The 17,551-nt window shown below is 41.9% G+C and carries 15 protein-coding genes; 10 read left to right on the top strand and 5 right to left on the bottom strand.

Features of this window, described 5'->3' with window-relative positions; translation table 11 throughout:
• Positions 1-125: 125 nt before the first annotated feature.
• Positions 126-1,427: an EndoS/ChiA family endoglycosidase gene (locus BLR84_RS26205; protein WP_090473226.1), complete on the top strand. Its 1,302-nt coding sequence runs from the start codon at positions 126-128 to the stop codon at positions 1,425-1,427.
• Between the two features lie 187 nt (positions 1,428-1,614).
• Here the strand turns inward: BLR84_RS26205 and pgk are convergent, their stop codons facing one another.
• The 5 genes from pgk to BLR84_RS26230 form a co-directional block, all read right to left on the bottom strand.
• Entirely contained in the window at positions 1,615-2,805 is a 1,191-nt protein-coding gene (gene pgk, locus BLR84_RS26210; protein ID WP_090473227.1) for a phosphoglycerate kinase, read from the bottom strand.
• 101 nt (positions 2,806-2,906) lie between these two features.
• Entirely contained in the window at positions 2,907-3,341 is a 435-nt protein-coding gene (locus BLR84_RS26215) for a GNAT family N-acetyltransferase (RefSeq protein WP_090473228.1), read from the bottom strand.
• Between the two features lie 57 nt (positions 3,342-3,398).
• Complete coding sequence (gap, locus tag BLR84_RS26220) at positions 3,399-4,436, bottom strand: type I glyceraldehyde-3-phosphate dehydrogenase (RefSeq protein WP_176852165.1); 1,038 nt, start codon at positions 4,434-4,436, stop codon at positions 3,399-3,401.
• A gap of 102 nt (positions 4,437-4,538) precedes the next feature.
• Entirely contained in the window at positions 4,539-5,642 is a 1,104-nt protein-coding gene (locus tag BLR84_RS26225; protein WP_090473229.1) for an MraY family glycosyltransferase, read from the bottom strand.
• Between the two features lie 103 nt (positions 5,643-5,745).
• Positions 5,746-6,492, bottom strand: coding sequence for a glycosyltransferase family 2 protein (locus BLR84_RS26230; RefSeq protein ID WP_218128492.1), 747 nt, complete (start codon positions 6,490-6,492; stop codon positions 5,746-5,748).
• Positions 6,493-6,586: 94 nt separating this feature from the next.
• Here BLR84_RS26230 and BLR84_RS26235 point away from each other — a divergent pair, with 94 nt between their 5' ends.
• The 9 genes from BLR84_RS26235 (at position 6,587) to BLR84_RS26275 (ending at position 17,550) form a co-directional block, all read left to right on the top strand.
• A complete protein-coding gene (locus tag BLR84_RS26235; protein ID WP_090473231.1) occupies positions 6,587-7,378 on the top strand; it encodes a polysaccharide biosynthesis/export family protein in 792 nt (263 codons plus the stop codon).
• Entirely contained in the window at positions 7,378-9,798 is a 2,421-nt protein-coding gene (locus BLR84_RS26240; protein WP_090473232.1) for a GumC family protein, read from the top strand. The genes BLR84_RS26235 and BLR84_RS26240 overlap by 1 nt, the downstream gene beginning before the upstream one ends.
• Positions 9,799-9,810: 12 nt before the next feature.
• A complete protein-coding gene (locus BLR84_RS26245; RefSeq protein ID WP_090473233.1) occupies positions 9,811-10,326 on the top strand; it encodes a UpxY family transcription antiterminator in 516 nt (171 codons plus the stop codon).
• Positions 10,327-10,522: 196 nt separating this feature from the next.
• Positions 10,523-12,310 carry an asparagine synthase (glutamine-hydrolyzing) gene (asnB, locus tag BLR84_RS26250; RefSeq protein ID WP_090473234.1) on the top strand — a complete coding sequence of 596 codons (1,788 nt, stop codon included), beginning with the start codon at positions 10,523-10,525 and terminating at the stop codon, positions 12,308-12,310.
• Positions 12,303-13,424 (top strand): glycosyltransferase family 4 protein, encoded by a 1,122-nt coding sequence (locus BLR84_RS26255; RefSeq protein WP_090473235.1) that lies wholly within the window; start codon positions 12,303-12,305, stop codon positions 13,422-13,424. Before asnB ends, BLR84_RS26255 begins: the two co-directional genes overlap by 8 nt.
• Positions 13,425-13,426: 2 nt before the next feature.
• On the top strand, positions 13,427-14,284 hold the full coding sequence (locus tag BLR84_RS26260; RefSeq protein WP_090473236.1) for an ABC transporter permease: 858 nt from the start codon (positions 13,427-13,429) through the stop codon (positions 14,282-14,284).
• On the top strand, positions 14,285-15,577 hold the full coding sequence (locus tag BLR84_RS30150; RefSeq protein ID WP_143014002.1) for an ABC transporter ATP-binding protein: 1,293 nt from the start codon (positions 14,285-14,287) through the stop codon (positions 15,575-15,577).
• Positions 15,578-15,598: 21 nt separating this feature from the next.
• A complete protein-coding gene (locus BLR84_RS26270; RefSeq protein WP_090473237.1) occupies positions 15,599-16,444 on the top strand; it encodes a hypothetical protein in 846 nt (281 codons plus the stop codon).
• A 38-nt stretch (positions 16,445-16,482) separates the two neighbouring features.
• Positions 16,483-17,550, top strand: a complete 1,068-nt coding sequence (locus BLR84_RS26275) for an acyltransferase family protein (protein ID WP_176852160.1) — start codon at positions 16,483-16,485, stop codon at positions 17,548-17,550.
• Position 17,551 lies beyond the last annotated feature (1 nt).

The raw sequence follows: 17,551 nt of genomic DNA on the forward strand, positions 1-17,551 counted from the left end.
AAGAAACCGGGTATGGTCAGTTAACCTGCTTCAAAACCCTCTTTTGGGAGGGTTCATGGAGAGTCTATTGCCATTTTTTCAAGAAAATCAAACAATAAATTATAAACCCTTTAAAAACCTCCATTATGAAAAAAAATCTGTTCTCTCTTAAAGCCGGCCTCTTTATGCTTGGTCTGGCCGCCCTGGCCTACACCCAATCCTGCAAAAAGGATAGCGGAAACGCTGCTTCAAAATTACAGGCAGCAGGTGTTTCCAAAAACAACCTCACCACCATGTCGGCAGCTTCAGACAGCGCGTTGGTTGCCTACAAAAAAACAAAGCACGAAATTACCGCGGGTTTTTACCGTGTACAGGGCCCTTGTTATGGAGCCGGTGTTAATGGTTCTAATTTTTCGCTGGTACCGGATAGCCTTGATGTGCTTATCCTGTTTTGTTTTGACAAAACCTCGCCTATTGCCAGTAGTGTACCGGCATGGGTAAGCGCGCTACACGCCAAAGGCACCAAAGTTATCATCACCGGCAACCTGGATATTCCTTCGGGCGTACCGCATACCACCGCAGGATATCAGACCACAGCCAAACTGATCATGGATAGCGTGGTTAATAAATATGGTTTAGATGGTTATGATATTGATGTGGAAAGCAATCCATCGGGTACAACATTAACTGATATGACCGGCGTTTATACCGCACTTTCGGCTTACCTGGGTCCAAAATCAGGTACCGGCAAACTACTTACTTTTGATACCAATCAAACCGGTACTAACAGTCTTTTCAGGAACGTATATACCATGATTGATTATGTTTGGTTACAGGCTTATGGCCGTGGTTCTTCTACTTTGCAGGGCACATGGAACACCTTCTCTTCTTACATCACTTCGGATAAATTTGTACCAGGATTTTCATTTTATGAAGAAAACGGTTACCCAAGCAATTACTGGGATGATGTTACTTATCCGGAAAACGGCACAGGTCGTGCTTATGATTATGCCCGCTGGGAGCCAACTTCAGGCAAAAAAGGCGGCGTATTTGGCTATGCTATTGACCGCGATGCACCGCTTACCTCTATGCATGATAATACCCTTCGCGTTCCGGATTACAAAGTGACCAAGGACCTGATCAAGATCATGAACCCAACCGGTGGTGGCGGTACTACTACAGGCGTAGTTTTTTATCAAAACTCCAACTATGCCGGTACGGCTACCCAAAAAATAGCCAAGGGTAATTACACCTTAGCACAATTACAGGCCAAAGGCTTTGTGAACGACTGGGCTTCTTCGGCACAAATACCCTCCGGCTGGACGGTGATCATGTATTCGAATGATAATTTTAGCGGTACATCATGGACATTGACAGCCAATAACAGCTGGTTCGGCGCCCTGTCGCCAAGTGCCAATGATGTGGTGTCGTCGGTTAAGATTCAGTAACCCCCTCTAAATCTCCCCCAAAGGGGGAGACTTCAAAAAAACGCTTTAAAGCCCTCTCCTTTGGAGAGGGTTTGGGTGAGGTATTTACTTCGTACCTCGCAATGACGCGTTTTTGTATGACTGATTACCCACAAAAAAAGCCTCCCGATAATATCAGGAGGCTTTTTTATTTAAATAAGATATTCTCTTAGTCGTTAATAGCTTTTACGCCTGGTAACTCTTTACCTTCCATGTATTCCAGTAAAGCACCGCCACCGGTTGATACGTAACTTACCTCGTGAGTTAGGTTAAATTTGGCAACCGCAGCAGCCGAATCACCACCACCAATCAGGGAGAAAGCGCCATTTTCGGTTGCTTTAACTACCGCTTCGGCAATAGCTTTAGTACCTACTAAAAATGATTCCATTTCAAAAACACCCATTGGGCCGTTCCATAAAATGGTTTTCGATTCTTCGACCACTTTGCTGAATATAGCAACGGTTTCAGGACCGATATCCAGGCCCATCCAGTTGTCAGGAATTTCGCCGGTTTTAGCAACGCCGGTTTTGGCATCGTTGGCAAAAGCATCAGCAATTACGTTATCAACCGGTAAGTAAAGTTTCACGCCTTTATCTTTAGCTTTTTGTTTCAGGCTGATAGCCAGGTCAAGCTTATCGGCTTCAACCAGTGAAGTGCCAATATTACCACCATCTGCTTTAGCAAAGGTATAAGCCATACCACCGCCAATGATCAGGTTATCAACTTTATCCAGCAATTTTTCGATCAGTTCAATTTTATCAGAAACTTTAGAGCCGCCCATAATTGCGGTGAAAGGTTTAGCAGCGCCATTCAAGATTTTTTCGGCATTGTTTAATTCAGCAGCCATCAGGTAACCAAAATATTTGGCATCCGGGAAAAACTGCGCGATAACTGCTGTAGAAGCATGCGCGCGGTGAGCGGTACCAAAGGCATCGTTCACATATATATCACCTAATTTGGAAAGCTTTTCGGCAAAAGCCACATCGCCTTTTTCTTCTTCTTTATAAAAACGCAGGTTCTCTAATAAAAGCACCTCGCCTTTTCCAAGTTTTTGTGATTTTTCAAGAGCATCGGCGCCAATGCAGTCATCAGCAAATTGTACCTGCTGACCCAGCAGATCAGATAAATGCGCAACAACATGTTTCAGGGAATCCTTTTCATTCGGACCATCTTTTGGTCGGCCCAGGTGCGACATCAGGATAACCTTACCGCCATCTTTTAAAATCTTTTTTATAGTTGGCAAAGCAGCCGTCATCCGGTTATCATCAGTAATGTTGTAATCCTTATCCAAAGGCACATTAAAATCAACCCTGATCAGGGCTCTTTTGCCTGCAAAACTTATTTGATCTACTGTTTTCATATTAATTATATGGGTCATTTACTGTAAGGCGCGCAAATTCAACATTTTATTCTTAATTCTTAACGAAAAAGTAAAAAAGGTGTTTGAAAATGGCCCAAACTTCATGTTATTTTAACATACATCACGTAATGCGGCCCAATTCCGGGCACTTCAAACTCCGGCGAAATGATCTCGAAACCAGCATTGTGATAAAAAGCGACCGCCTTTTTACGCGCGTTGCACCAAACGTAATTGGCCTTTTGCCCGCGAAGATAAACCAGGGCAAAATTAACTAGCAGATTCCCCAGTCCTTTACCTCTATATTTTTCGATAGTAGCCATACCCCGCAGCTGATAGGCCTTGCCCGGAAAACCTTCATAATTTTGGGGATGGAACGATGCTATACAAGCCAGTTCTTCTCCCTGGTAATAGCCTAAATGAAATGCACCCTCTATCTTATCAGTCGGGAAAATACATTCTTCTAAACTGAGTTTCCCTTCACGCAGCACTTCGTTGCGGATGGGCAATAACCCTTCTACAGTTATAAATTTGATCATAGTTTCTTATTAGAGTCAGGAATCAAGAGTTAAGAATCAAGAAAAAGCATTCGTTTATCAGTGATTACTTCCCACTCTTGACTCTTGATTCTTAACTCTTGGTTCTAACGCAGCTATTTCCTCCACCAGGTCAGCCAGTCGGCTGCTGTAGCCCATTTCGTTATCGTACCAGCCAACCACTTTTACCAGTCCCCCTACAATAGAGGTTAATTGCGCATCAAAAATACAACTGTGTGGATTGTCCAATATATCGGTTGATACAATAGGATCTTCGGTATATTCCAGTACATTTTTCATAGGGCCATCGGCAGCCTGTTTAAATGCCAGGTTAATTTCATGAATAGTGGGCTGTTTTTTAAGGCTACAGGTAAAATCAGTTAATGAACCATTGAGCACCGGCACACGGATCCCGGCACCACCCAAACGCCCTTCCAGATGTGGAAATATGGCGGTAATAGCTTTCGCGGCACCCGTACTGGTAGGTATGATAGAAGCCGAAGCCGCCCTTGCCCGGCGCAGGTCTTTATGTGGGGCATCATGCAGGTTTTGATCGCCGGTCATGGAGTGAACGGTAGTGATATAGCCATCAATAATTCCCCAGTTCTCGTCCAATATCTTCACCATAGCCGCCACATTATTGGTGGTGCAGGAGGCGTTGGATAATACCGGTGAATGCAGATCGACTAGGCCATCATTCACACCTAATACAACAGTTGGAACATTTTTATCAGTTGATGGGGCCGAGATGATCACTTGTTTGGCACCGGCGGTCAAATGCAATTCGGCACCCTGCCTGGAAGTGAATTTCCCTGTTGATTCTATCACCAGGTCGATATCCAGCGTACCCCAGGGCAAGGCCAATGGGTCGCGCTCAGCAAATACTTTTATCTGGTGGCCATTGATATAAAGATTACTGGCATCATGATCAACCGTGCCTTTAAATCCACGGTGAACCGAATCATATTTAAATAAATGAGCAAGCGTTTGGGTATCCGTGAGGTCATTTATAGCTATCACCTCAATACCTGGTTTAGCTAAAATATTTCTTAAAAAAATGCGGCCAATCCGGCCAAATCCATTTATAGCGATCTTCATCATCTGTTTTTTAAAAACAGCCAAAGTTAATGAAGATGTACGGGAAATTACGATATCTGAAATTTAGCGCCGTGAATACTACGCCAGCATTACAAAACAGCTTTAAACAAATAAGTTTCGTAAAGCTACCTGTTCGCGCTCTTTGGAGCGGATACAAAAAGTGACCATCCAATTAAAAATAATGGGGATCAACAGGATGATTGAAATCAAAAAAGTATTACTCAGATCACTAAAAAACAGTACAAAACCAATAGCACCCAGGTTAATACCTGCCAGGCAAAGCGTGGCCTGTAAATGGTTCAGACCCAGTTTCAGCATCCGGTGGTGCATATGGTTCCGGTCGGCATCAAATGGCGATACCCCTTTTAATATCCGGAGCGTAAACACCCGCAGGGTATCAAAAACAGGGCCTATTAGTATAGCTACCGTAAGCGCGGGCGCGGTAAACAAATGTGGTACTCCTGCTACACTGATCTTACTGATCTCGGTGTACTTAATAGCCATTACCGCTGACACCAAACCGATCAGTAAAGCCCCCGTATCGCCCATAAATATCTTGGCCGGGGTGATATTATAGCGTAAAAACCCGGCTACTGCCCCTACCATCGCCAGGCAAATAGCAGCCAACTCGTACTGTTTTACCGATAGGAACATCAAAGCAAGCGTACCATTAACGATCAGCCCGGTGGTGGCGGCCAGGCCATCTATCCCGTCTATCAAATTAAAGGAATTTACGATCAACATGATCAGCAGGATGGAGAAGATAGCGCTGGGCACATAGGGTAAGCTAAAAATACCCCATATACCATACATACTGGTGATCCGGATATCGCCCAGCAAAACCAGTATGGCGGCTACGATGAACTGGATCAGGAATTTGGTACTGGAGTTTACCCCCGAAAGATCATCCTTTAAACCCATGGCAAATAAGATGATACAGGCTATCAGCAAATAACTGATGGGCAGGGCTTTGTCTATAATACTGAATAGCAGCGTGGTGATAATAAAGCTGACAAATATGGCCACACCACCCAAACGCGGGATGCCATGATCATGCTGTTTGCGGAAATGGCCAACATCATCATACAAATGACGGGCACGCGCCACATGCAAAATGGATGGTATAGCTAACCAGGTTATAAGCGTTGATACTACAAGTATTAAAACCTGATACCCAAAGTTGTATGAATGCAAAAGTTCTATCATGTAATGTTTTTATAATGTTAGCGGGGGCTATCTCATAAAAACAGTTATGTAATTATTTACACTCCTTATACGAGTATGAAAAATTTTAGGTTTAAATCTGAGGTTAAATAAATTGAATTATTTTTCGGAGGGGTTTTAGCACCAGGGCCAGGGTAGGAAACGGGAGTTTATTTTGACGCATAGCCAGCAAATCAAATTGCCAGGCCTTGATCCTGTTCTTTAAATTTTTGCTGCTTATGCCGCCAGCAAGCATGTTAACCATCACCTTTTTCAGATGAAAGCTTTTGATCTGGTGCCGGAACATCAACCGGAGCATCAGCTCGTAGTCAGCCGCCGATCCATGATCAAGACTGTAAAAGCCAAATTGCTCAAATAAACCGCGCCTGCAATAAAAGGTGGGATGTGGAGGCATAAACCCCAGCCTAAAGGAACCGCGGTTACATTTACCGGAACGCCATTTACGGATAACGCGATGGTGCTGATCAATAATATCCAGATCGCCATATAATGCCCCGATATCCTGTTGTGTAAATATCCTGGCTACTGATTGTAAAATATGGTCATCGGCAAAATGATCGTCGGCATTTAACATACCCACTATATCGCCCGTAGCCAGCCGGATACCTTTATTCATGGCATCATATATACCCTTATCCGGTTCCGAAACTAAAACCTGGATATATTCGCGATACTCATGGATGATTTGAAGTGTGTTATCTGTTGAACCACCGTCAATAATAATATATTCCAGGTAAGGATAATTTTGGCTGATAACAGATTGGATACATTGCCTGATGGTATCCTGAGCATTATAAACTACTGTAACCAGGGAAAGCTTCAAAACGTACAAATGGGAAAAGAATTACCAATATATATACCCGCAAATTATGTATTTTTGAAATCATTCCCTAATTATATAGTTATTTAGCTTTCTACTCGTCTGTATGCGTATTTATACCCTTACTCTTTTATTTTTCGGGATAATTTTTGTTTTAACATCCTGTTCCAGCAAACAATACCAATCGCTTTTTGAACAAAAAGCCGGTAGTCCGGATACCAGTTCAGCGCAAAAAACCGCTGTAACCCTGGCCGCCTATCGTATACAACCTCAGGATGTACTACAGATCCGAAACCTGCAAAACGTAAAGTACATAGTTGACGAAGTTCCTGTAACCAGCAGTACTACTTCGGGTGGAGGCTCCAATACAGGTACAGGCCAAACTTTCCAGGTTGAGGATGATGGTACTGTGGCCCTGCCGGTTATTGGCCATGTGGCCGTGGTGGGGCTTACCCGCTCTGAGGCAGCAAAACTCATAGAGGGCCTTTACCGTAAAAGCCTGCTCAAAGACCCCATCATCGAACTAAAAATAGTGAACCTGAAGGTTACGTTACTGGGTGAAATAAAAGGACAGGGAAATTATCCCCTAATCAAAGACAGAACCACCCTGGTTGAAATGATAGGGGCGGCAGGTGGACTTACCGACAAGGCTAATGAAACAAATATTCATATTATACGAGGCGATCAGGTAAATCCGCAGGTAACGGTCATTAATCTCCGGGATATTCAATCCATTAATGATCCGCGCGCTATTCTTCAAAATGGAGATATTATTTATATTGCCCAGAACAAACGTGCTGTCCGGAATGACAACCTTCAGAATCTATCAGTGATCAGTCAACCGATATTACTTTTGTTAAACACAGCCTTAATTATCTTCACGCTTTCCCGTCGCTAATGGAAGAAACAGAAAAAATTCAGCGAAAACTACCCAACCAGGAGATCGACTATTTTAAGATCGGCAAAATATTATTGAGCCGCTGGTATTGGATAGCCGCGTCTGTGGGGATAGTTGTGCTTATCTCCTATACTTACCTCTGGTATACGCCCAAAACATATTCATCATCAGGAACATTAAAAATCGAAGAAAAAAAAACGGAGATAGCTGACCTGGTAACCGTGATGGCCGTTCCTGAACGTGGGCCATCAAAAATACAAAGCATTACTTCTGTATTGCAAAGTCGCAACCTTATCCTCAGCGCTGTAAAAGATCTGGATTACAGGATAAGTTTTTATATCATGGGGCGGGTACGTACTTCTGAGATCTATCCCTCAAAACCATTGAATATTGAACTGATCAGGTTTGATAGTTTGAATTTTTACCATAATCAAATAGGTTTTAAACCGATTAATGACAAGTCATTTGAACTATCATACAAAATTGGAGGTAAAGAAGCTCAGAATACCTTTAATTATGATACACCTGTCAATATAGGTCCTACCAGTTTCACCATAAAGTATCCGGGCGGGCTAAGCAAAAATACCGTTTACCTGTTTAAGTTCAATATTCCTGAAGATTATGTGGATCGGGTAAAAGCGGGTTTATCAACCGGCGAAACTTCAAAAAACTCCAATATCATCGGCCTACAGGAAATTGACTCCAACCCTCAGTTTGCCGCCGATATTATCAATAGCATCATGAATGAGTATGTTGCATTTGATCGTAATCAAAAGGCACAATCGGCTTCGCAAATGATTGATTTTATTGATAGTCAGCTGGCCTTTCTGTCAACCGAAGTTAAGGGCTCGGAGAGCTCCATTGAAAAATACAAGCAAAAATCAAAGATACTGGATGTAAGTTCAGCTTCAACCACATCAGTTGCTAAAGCGGCCGACATTGAATCAAACAAGTCTTTATTAAAAATCCAGCTGATGGCCCTTGATCAGCTCAAAGACCAGATCACCAGGGAAAAAGATAATGTCAATTTAAACTTTACTACCGCGGCTTCAGACAATCACGTATTACAGGGCATGGTTGAAAAACTGGATGCCTTGATACAGGAGCGGAACGCGCTGTTAAAAACTTATAATAGCGATTCGCAACCTATCCGCGATATTAATCAGCAGGTATTGCAAATAAAACTGAATGCCCTCAATAATATCAGGGTTTTACGTTCTGGGATTGAAAAGAACATTGCTTTTTTAGATAGTCAGCTTTCGCAGGTTAATCAAACCATCATGACATTGCCCGCCGCCCAGCGCGACCTGGTGAGCCTGCAACGGGATTTTGAGATCAATGATAAAGTGTATTCGTTTTTATCAGAAAAAAAACTGGAGGCCCAAATAAGCAGGGCGGGTATATTGCCGGGGGCAACCATTATTGATCCTGCTCAGCCTAATTTTAACCAGGTATCACCAGATGAGCATAATATACATCGTTCGGCTATTATTCTGGGTTTAGTTATTGGCCTGGGTCTTATTATCGTTGTTCGGATAATGAATCCTTACATCTATGATAAAGAAACTATCGAAAGCCTTACCTCTGTACCTATATTGGGTATCATCCGCAAATTCCCGGAGCCAATTGACGAAAATAACGGACAAATTTTAGCGCTTGTTAAACCCAAGTCCATATTTGCGGAGTCGGTGCGTTCTGTACGTACCAATTTAAGTTTTCTGGCATCTGATAAGCAAAACAAGGTTATTTGTATTACATCTGAAGTAGCCGGCGAGGGAAAATCATTTGTTGCCGTTAACTTGTCAAGTACACTCTCATTGATCGATAAAAAAGTTATCCTGATCGGAGCCGATCTTCGCCGTTCCAAGATACATAAGATATTTAATGTGGCCAACGACCTGGGATTAAGCAATTACCTGGCGCATCAAAGCGAACTGGATGACATCATTTTTCATTCCGAACAGGAAAATCTTGATTTTATAATTTCCGGGCCTGTACCACCCAACCCTTCCGAATTACTGCATAGTGAACGGATGACTAGTTTAATAGCCCAGCTAAAAACCAGGTATGATATTGTGATGATTGATACCGCGCCTATCGGCCTGGTGTCTGATGCTATCCCGCTTATCCGACTGAGTGATATCAATGTTTTTGTGATCCGATCAGGAAGGTCAAAATTTTACGCCGCTACCGTACCTCAGCGCGTAGCGCTGGAGTATCAGCTTAATAACACGGTAATAGTACTGAATGCATTTGAGGAAGAACCGCTGCACTCCAGGTATTACACCACCAAATTTACCGGTGATAGCTCCGGGGTGCACTATTATTATTATGCCGACTACAATGGTTATGAAGGTTCGGGGTACTATATGGATGATAACAAAACCAAATGGTGGAATATCAGAAGATGGTTTAAGTAAGCTTTTAATACAATGAACCTGCTAACAAGTGAGGCGAAAAACAAATGGTATCCGGTTTATACGCATGCACGGGCCGAAAAAAAAGCATACGAAGCACTAATCAATAAAGGAATTGTAGCCTACCTGCCACTGCACCGGCAACTTAAACAATGGAGTGACCGTAAAAAGTGGGTCGAGGAACCCTTTATCAAATCATACGTATTTGTTAACATCGCCGAACATGCGCAGGCAGAGGTATTGATGACAAAAGGAATATCCCGCTTTTTATATTTTTCGGGCAAACCGGCCACCATGCCCGACCGCCAGATCAACGAACTGAAACTATTAATGACAAGTTCACTTGATTTGGAAATTACAGAAGAGGATCTGCAGCCCGGGGAAAAAATTATTATAAAAGCGGGACCCTTAAAAGGAATGACCGGCGAGGTAGTTATATACCGGTCGCAAAAGCAATTGATATTAAGGCTTGAAAGCATAGGATGCTCCATTATAGTGCATGTTGCCGCTTCATATATAGAGCGCATTTAATCAGAATTATTATTTTTAACAATAAAGAAAATACGACAAATCAAGAATCAAGAAAATAAGAGTCAGGAAGCAAGAAAGAATAGTTATTTTCTTGCTTCTTGACTCTTGGCTCTTTATTCTCTTAAAAAACTGTAAAATAATAAGTTACAAAACAAAACTGTGACTTACGGGGCGAAGCTGTGAAGATATACCAACCATGTGCAGGATAGCAGGAATAATTGATAAAAGCTTACAGCCTGATGAGATCCATCAAAAGGTAAAAGCCATGTGCCAGATATTACAGCATGGCGGCCCAGATGATGAGGGCTTATTTTTTGACGACAAAAATCACATCGGGTTTGGGCATCGCCGTTTATCGATCATTGACCTGAGCAGCAACGGGCATCAACCCATGGCCGATGCCGGGCAAAAAGTCTGGATAACTTTTAACGGCGAACTTTATAATTACCTGGAGCTAAAGGCAGAACTGTTAACGCTGGGCGCACAATTCAAATCGGCGACCGATACCGAGGTGATCTTATTATCATACCTGCAATGGGGAACCGCTGCCTTTGCCAAGTTTCGTGGCATGTTTGCATTCGCTTTATATGACACCGTTAATAACCTTGTTTACCTGGTACGTGATAGCGCCGGCATAAAACCCATATATTATTACGCGCAGCATGGGGCTTTAAGCTTTGCATCAGAAATAAGGGCTTTTACCGAGGCAAATATCACTACAGAAAAAGACCCGAGCTGGCCGGTAAGGTTTTTAGCCTTTGGCCATATCCCCGAGCCATATACTACTCTAAAAAATGTTTTCAGTTTACCCAAAGGTCATTTTTTACGCTGGGATACTGCGTCATCGGCATATACCATCAACCCGTATCATGAAACGCCGGTACAGGAACAGATCACCGATGTAAATGAGGCTCGCTTACTGATCAAAGACACGCTGATAAAAAGCGTAAACCGGCAACTGATAGCCGATGCCACTATCGGCGTTTTTTTAAGCGGGGGTATTGACTCCAGCTTGCTCACCCTGCTGGCCAACCTTAAAAAAGAGCAACAGCTTAAAACAGTATCTCTTTATTTTAATGAGCAGAATTATAACGAACAGAACTACCAGCGCGTAATTTTAGATAAGCTCCAGGGTCAAAGCTTTTCGCACCTGGTGCAACAGCATGACTTTGATACCTTTCTGCCTCAGATTCTTGATGCCATGGATATGCCTACAACCGATGGCATCAATAGTTGGTTTATTAGTAAATATGCCCATGAAGATGGTTTAAAGGCAGTACTATCGGGCATTGGCGCCGATGAGCTTTTTGGTGGTTATCCCTCCTTCGGGCGGATAAAGTATTTGAAGTATCTCCGAAAAGTTAGTCCATCATTATTTTCGGCTATCACCGGCTTTTTACCAGATCAGTATAAAAAGCTCACCTTTTTAGCCAATGACCATCATTTGGCAGATTACCTTTTGCTAAGAGGGTTCTTCTCCCCCACCGAGATCGCTAAATTTCTGGATACCGACAGTGAGCAGATCAGGACCATACTCTTTGATACCAGCCATGCCTCCTACCCAAACAATTACGATAAGGAACATGCATCCTGGCTCGAAACTAATTTGTATATGCAAAATCAGTTACTCAGGGATACCGATGTGATGAGTATGAATCATGGGCTGGAAGTTAGGGTGCCTTTTTTAGATGAGGACTTTACAAATACCATAAACCGTATTGCTCCAGCCATCCGGTTTGACAACAATCAGCCAAAAAAACTACTGATCGATAGCTTTGGGGATCTGCTGCCATCACAAATATGGAACAGACCCAAAATGGGCTTTTCCTTTCCGCTGCAGCAATGGATGATGGCCCATCCCCAAATAAGTAACAGTCAATTTTACAAAGGACCTGAAGCCAAAAAAATGATTCAAACATTTAAAAATAAGGGCATGCACTGGTCAAAAGCGTTTGCACTTTATCAGGTACAAGCCCATGTCTAAAAAAGTGCTGCTGCTTACCTTGCAAACGTTTAGCACAACGGGCGGCATCCAAAAAATGACCCGTACCTTAGGCTATACTTTAAACCAGATAGCCCAGGCTAATAACTGGGACTTTGAATTATGGTCGGCATATGATCATACCGGGGATCTGATGCCGGAGTACCTGCCGGCATCAAATTTTAAGGCATTTGGCATTAACAAATTAAGTTTCGCTTTAAAGGCTGTAATTAAAAAGTTCAATTCCAGGGATGTTATTATACTGAGTCATATTAACCTGGCTGTAATCGGTTTGATCGTCAAGATCATGAACCCCAAATGCCAGGTTTGGTTAGTGGCCCATGGCATTGAGGTATGGAGACCATTTTCATTCATTAAAAAACGTTTCCTGAAAAACTGCGACAAAGTAATTTGTGTAAGCAATTATACCAGGCAACAAATGCTCGACCGGCATCATATTGATAAAGACAGGTGTATAGTGCTGAATAATGCCATTGACCCTTTGATGCCATTACCCCTTACATTTTCAAAGCCCGCAAATTTGCTCGATCGTTATGAGCTTAACAATAGCTATCCGGTTGTATTCACCTTAACCCGTATGGCCTCAACAGAAAAGTACAAGGGTCATGAACTGGTGATCGAAGCTATCGGAAAATTGAAGAATGAATATCCCGGCATTAAATACATATTGTCCGGAAAATACGATGAACTGGAGGGTGTCAGGATCAATAAACTGATAACCGATCATGATGTGAGCGATCAGATCATCTTAACCGGGTTTATTGAGGAAGCCGAACTCACCGATCATTTTTTACTGGCCGATCTGTTTGTTTTACCGAGTAAAAAAGAAGGTTTCGGCATTGTGTTTATCGAAGCTTTGGCTTGTGGCCTGCCCGTTATTTGTGGTAATGCCGATGGAAGCATTGACGCTATACGTAATGGCGAATTAGGCCGATCCGTTAACACAGACGATGTTACAGAATTATATAACTGCATTAACGAATCATTAGCGCAACCGCTAACACCTATTGACCGGGAACAATTACAAAAGCACAGTTTACACTACTTTAATCAAATTGATTATGCACATAAACTGCAGCAACTATTAACTGAATAAGCATGTTGGAAAACGAAGACTGGGATATTAAAATAACCGCGCAAAACAACATTTTCGACTTAAAGCTTAAGGATGTATGGCAATACCGCGATCTGTTGTTGTTATTGGTAAGACGCGATTTTGTTTCATTTTATAAACAGACCATCCTGGGGCCCATCTGGTTTTTTATCCAACCGGTTATTACTATTATGTTTTATACGCTGGTTTTTGGTAATCTGGCTGGTATACCGGTTGATGGTCTGCCCAAGCCCTTGTTCTATTTAGCAGGGACAATCATATGGAATTATTTTGCCGAATGCCTTACCAAAACATCTACCGTTTTCAGGGATAACTCGGCCCTTTTAGGGAAAGTTTATTTCCCCCGGTTAATCATGCCTTTGAGCATTGTATTATCCAACCTGATCAGGTTTGGGGTACAGTTTTTACTTTTTATGATCCTTTATGTGGTCTACCTGTTTAAGGGGACCGTTATTCTTCCGAATGCTTTTTTATTGCTATTACCCTTACTCATTATCATGATAGCGGCTTTAGGTTTAGGGCTTGGGATGATCATATCAGCAGTAACTACTAAATACCGCGATCTGGCCTTTATCGTATCATTTGGGGTACCTCTATTAATGTACACCACTACGGTAATTTTTCCGCTGTCAGTAGCCGAAGCCAAGTACCCGGCTTATAGCTGGCTGGTAAAATTCAACCCGATAACGGCTATCATTGAAGCTTTCAGATATGGCTTTCTAGGTCGCGGGAGTTTTAGCTGGGAACTGATGGGTTACAGCCTGGTAACCACTGTTGTTATTCTGTTGCTGGGCACTATTATATTTAACAGGGTTGAAAAAACGTTTGTCGATACCGTATAAATGAGCACCGTAATTAAAGTTGAAAACCTGTCGAAAGCCTACCAACTGGGCGATTTTGGTACAGGTACCATCTCCCGCGACCTGGAACGTTACTGGGCCAGGATACGTGGTAAAGAAGATCCCTTTTTAAAAATTGGTGAAACCAATGATCGCACAACAAAAGGCGAAAGTGATGTGGTTTGGAGCTTACGCGATATTAATTTTGATATTGAACAAGGTGATGCCGTAGGCATTATTGGTCGTAATGGTGCAGGCAAAAGCACCTTGCTTAAAATATTAAGCCGGGTTACCTCGCCTACCACCGGTTCAGTAAAGGTAAAAGGCCGCATAGCCAGTTTGCTGGAAGTAGGAACCGGCTTTCACCCGGAATTAACCGGGAAGGAAAATATTTTTTTAAACGGCGCTATCCTGGGGATGCGTAAGGCCGAGATCAAACGAAAATTTGATGAGATCGTAGACTTTTCGGGGGTTGAGCGTTACATAGATACACCGGTAAAAAGATATTCATCGGGTATGTACGTGCGCCTGGCATTTGCGGTGGCTGCCCACCTGGAATCGGAGATACTAATAGTAGACGAAGTATTAGCCGTGGGCGATGCCGAGTTTCAGAAAAAATGCCTGGGCAAAATGGGCGACATAAGCAAAAGCGAAGGCAGGACTGTTTTGTTTGTGAGTCATAATTTACAATCAGTAAGGGCCATCTGCAATTCAGGCATCGTTTTGAAAAACGGACTGATTAATTTTAGCTCAGACAAAATCAATGAAGTACTTGACAACTATGCCAATACCGAGCATGAACAAAACACATTGAGCTGGGTACACGATGGTGCTAATAAAAAACGTTCAGACTATTTATTTATCCATTCGGTATTTATAAGTCAGTCAGCTGCTCCTACTACTTCCGTAGTAAACAGGGAAGATGATATCTCCTTTAACTTAAATGTTGCCATCAATACCAAAGATCCACGGTTGGAGATCGCTATCATTATAAAGGATTCGACGGGCAATACTGTTTTCATAACACAGTCGACTGATGATATACAGGAAAACTGGCCCTCTATAAAAATCGGGGATAATCACTTATCGGTTGTAGTTCCCAAAAACACATTGAACCACGGCGAATTTATTTTAGTTGTGGAAGCTTATTTATACCGCACTGAAGTGCTTTACTCCGAATCTGGTAACGCGCCGCGCATACGGTTCAAAGTAGATGGCAACCTGAGCAATTCTACCTACTGGACCCAGGCACGCCATGGCTCTTACGCGCCGATATTGTCGTGGAAATCTAAATGATCATCAATTTAACACCTCATTATGGACTTGCTGCAACTCAATAAGTTTGGCAACTTACATAACAACCAAAATATTTTCTTTTGTAAAACTGATTTCCTGAAAACGGAATTTAAGGTTATTCAAAAGCTTAAAAATGAAGTGATCCTGATCTCGGGCAATAGCGATATTAATATCGATCCCAGCTTTATTCCGTTGATGCCTGATAATATTACCACCTGGTATTGTCAAAATAACCTGGTGTATCATGATAAATTAAGATCCATACCTATTGGTTTAGAAAACACATTTCCTAACAAAAGAAAAGGACATGGCGTAGCATGGCAACATGCCAAACAAAAGATAGAATTATTAAATGAGGTTTTAATTAAAGCAGGGCAACAAGGCATATCAAAACTTTTATACGCCAATTTCAATATCCAAACCAATTTCAAACACCGCTCCTTAATAAAGGAAATTTGTACCCGGGCCGAATTTATTACGCTTGATGAACCAGACCTGGATTATGCAACCTACATCGATAGGGTTTTAGCGCATGAGGCGACCATTTGCCCAACGGGTAATGGTATAGATACACACAGGATATATGAGGTATTATACTGCAACAGGATCCCCGTAATCATTAAAAGCAGCGACTATCCCATCTATACCGACATTTACGATCATCTTCCGATAGTTATTCTACAAGATGCAAACGAGCTAGCCGATATCGAAAAACTACAGGACCTGGTCAATAAGGCTAAAGAAAAAGTTGTAAGACTGGAATTACTCGATTTTCAATACTGGCAAAAGCTAATTTCTGCTGAGGCAAAGGGTATCGCAATTCCTAAGACAGGCTTTTTTGAAAAACTTTTTAATTATAAAGCTTAGTTTCAACAATAGTTAACCGCTGGTCATTACCAATCAAATTGGAAATAAAAACTATCCCCCCGGTACTTAACCAACCTTATTATCCAACTTTAAACGGGCTTCGCGGGGTAGCTATTTTAATCGTGGTAATTGGTCACCTAACCATCGGCACTCCATTTGGCAATTATTTTAAAGGCAATGCTGGGGTGGGCATATTTTATGTACTAAGTGGGTTTTTGATCACCACCTTATTGCACAAGGAGAATATTTTAAATGGCAGGGTTTCGTTTAAAAATTTTTACATCAGGAGAGCGCTGCGGATCTTGCCCGTATCTTATTTATTCCTGATCGTATTGCTTATTTTAAACGTTCTTCTAAAGCTTTCCATTTCAAACGTTTCATTCCTCACTTCTTTTCTTTATTTAAGAAACCTGCCTATTCATACCAATAATGCCGATTGGTATAACGGGCATTTTTATACCCTGGCCGTCGAGGAGCAATTCTATCTGATTTTTCCGGTGATCATCGTTTTCTGTTTTAAGCACTATATAAAAATTGTATGCCTCATCATCGTCTCGATCAAGGTGCTGGGCTTTCTGGTTTACAATAATGTCGGCTGGTTTTTCTCTGTTAAAATTATTCACAACCTGTCGCTCCTGGTAGTTCTTTTATTCGGGAATGATACGATATCTATATTAATCGGCACTATACTTTCAACCCTGCTTTTTAAGGGAATACTGCCTACAGATAAAGTAAAAAGCGGTTTCCTTTTTACCCTTGTCCTTTTTGTTGCTGCCATTATTTTCAGAAACAGTCAGCTCATCGAAAATGAATTTATAACCACATTGATCTTTGATTTGCTGATAGCCACCGTAATATATCTGTGTTTTGACGAAAGTACTTTATTGTCTAAAATCTTAAAAAACAAGGTCTTGATGCAAATCGGGACCTTATCATACAGCATTTATATATGGCAGCAATTGTTTACCCAATACCAACCCTGGGGACATTATTTCCGGTATGCTGATTCGGCATGGTTTAATGTGCCTGTTCTGTTTATCGTTTCTTATTTGTCATACTATTTGTTTGAGAGCCGCTTTTTAAAACTTAAGAAAAAATTCAACTGAT

Origin of the sequence: Mucilaginibacter sp. OK268 (assembly GCF_900103125.1) — a bacterium.
Taxonomy (GTDB): Bacteria; Bacteroidota; Bacteroidia; order Sphingobacteriales; family Sphingobacteriaceae; genus Mucilaginibacter.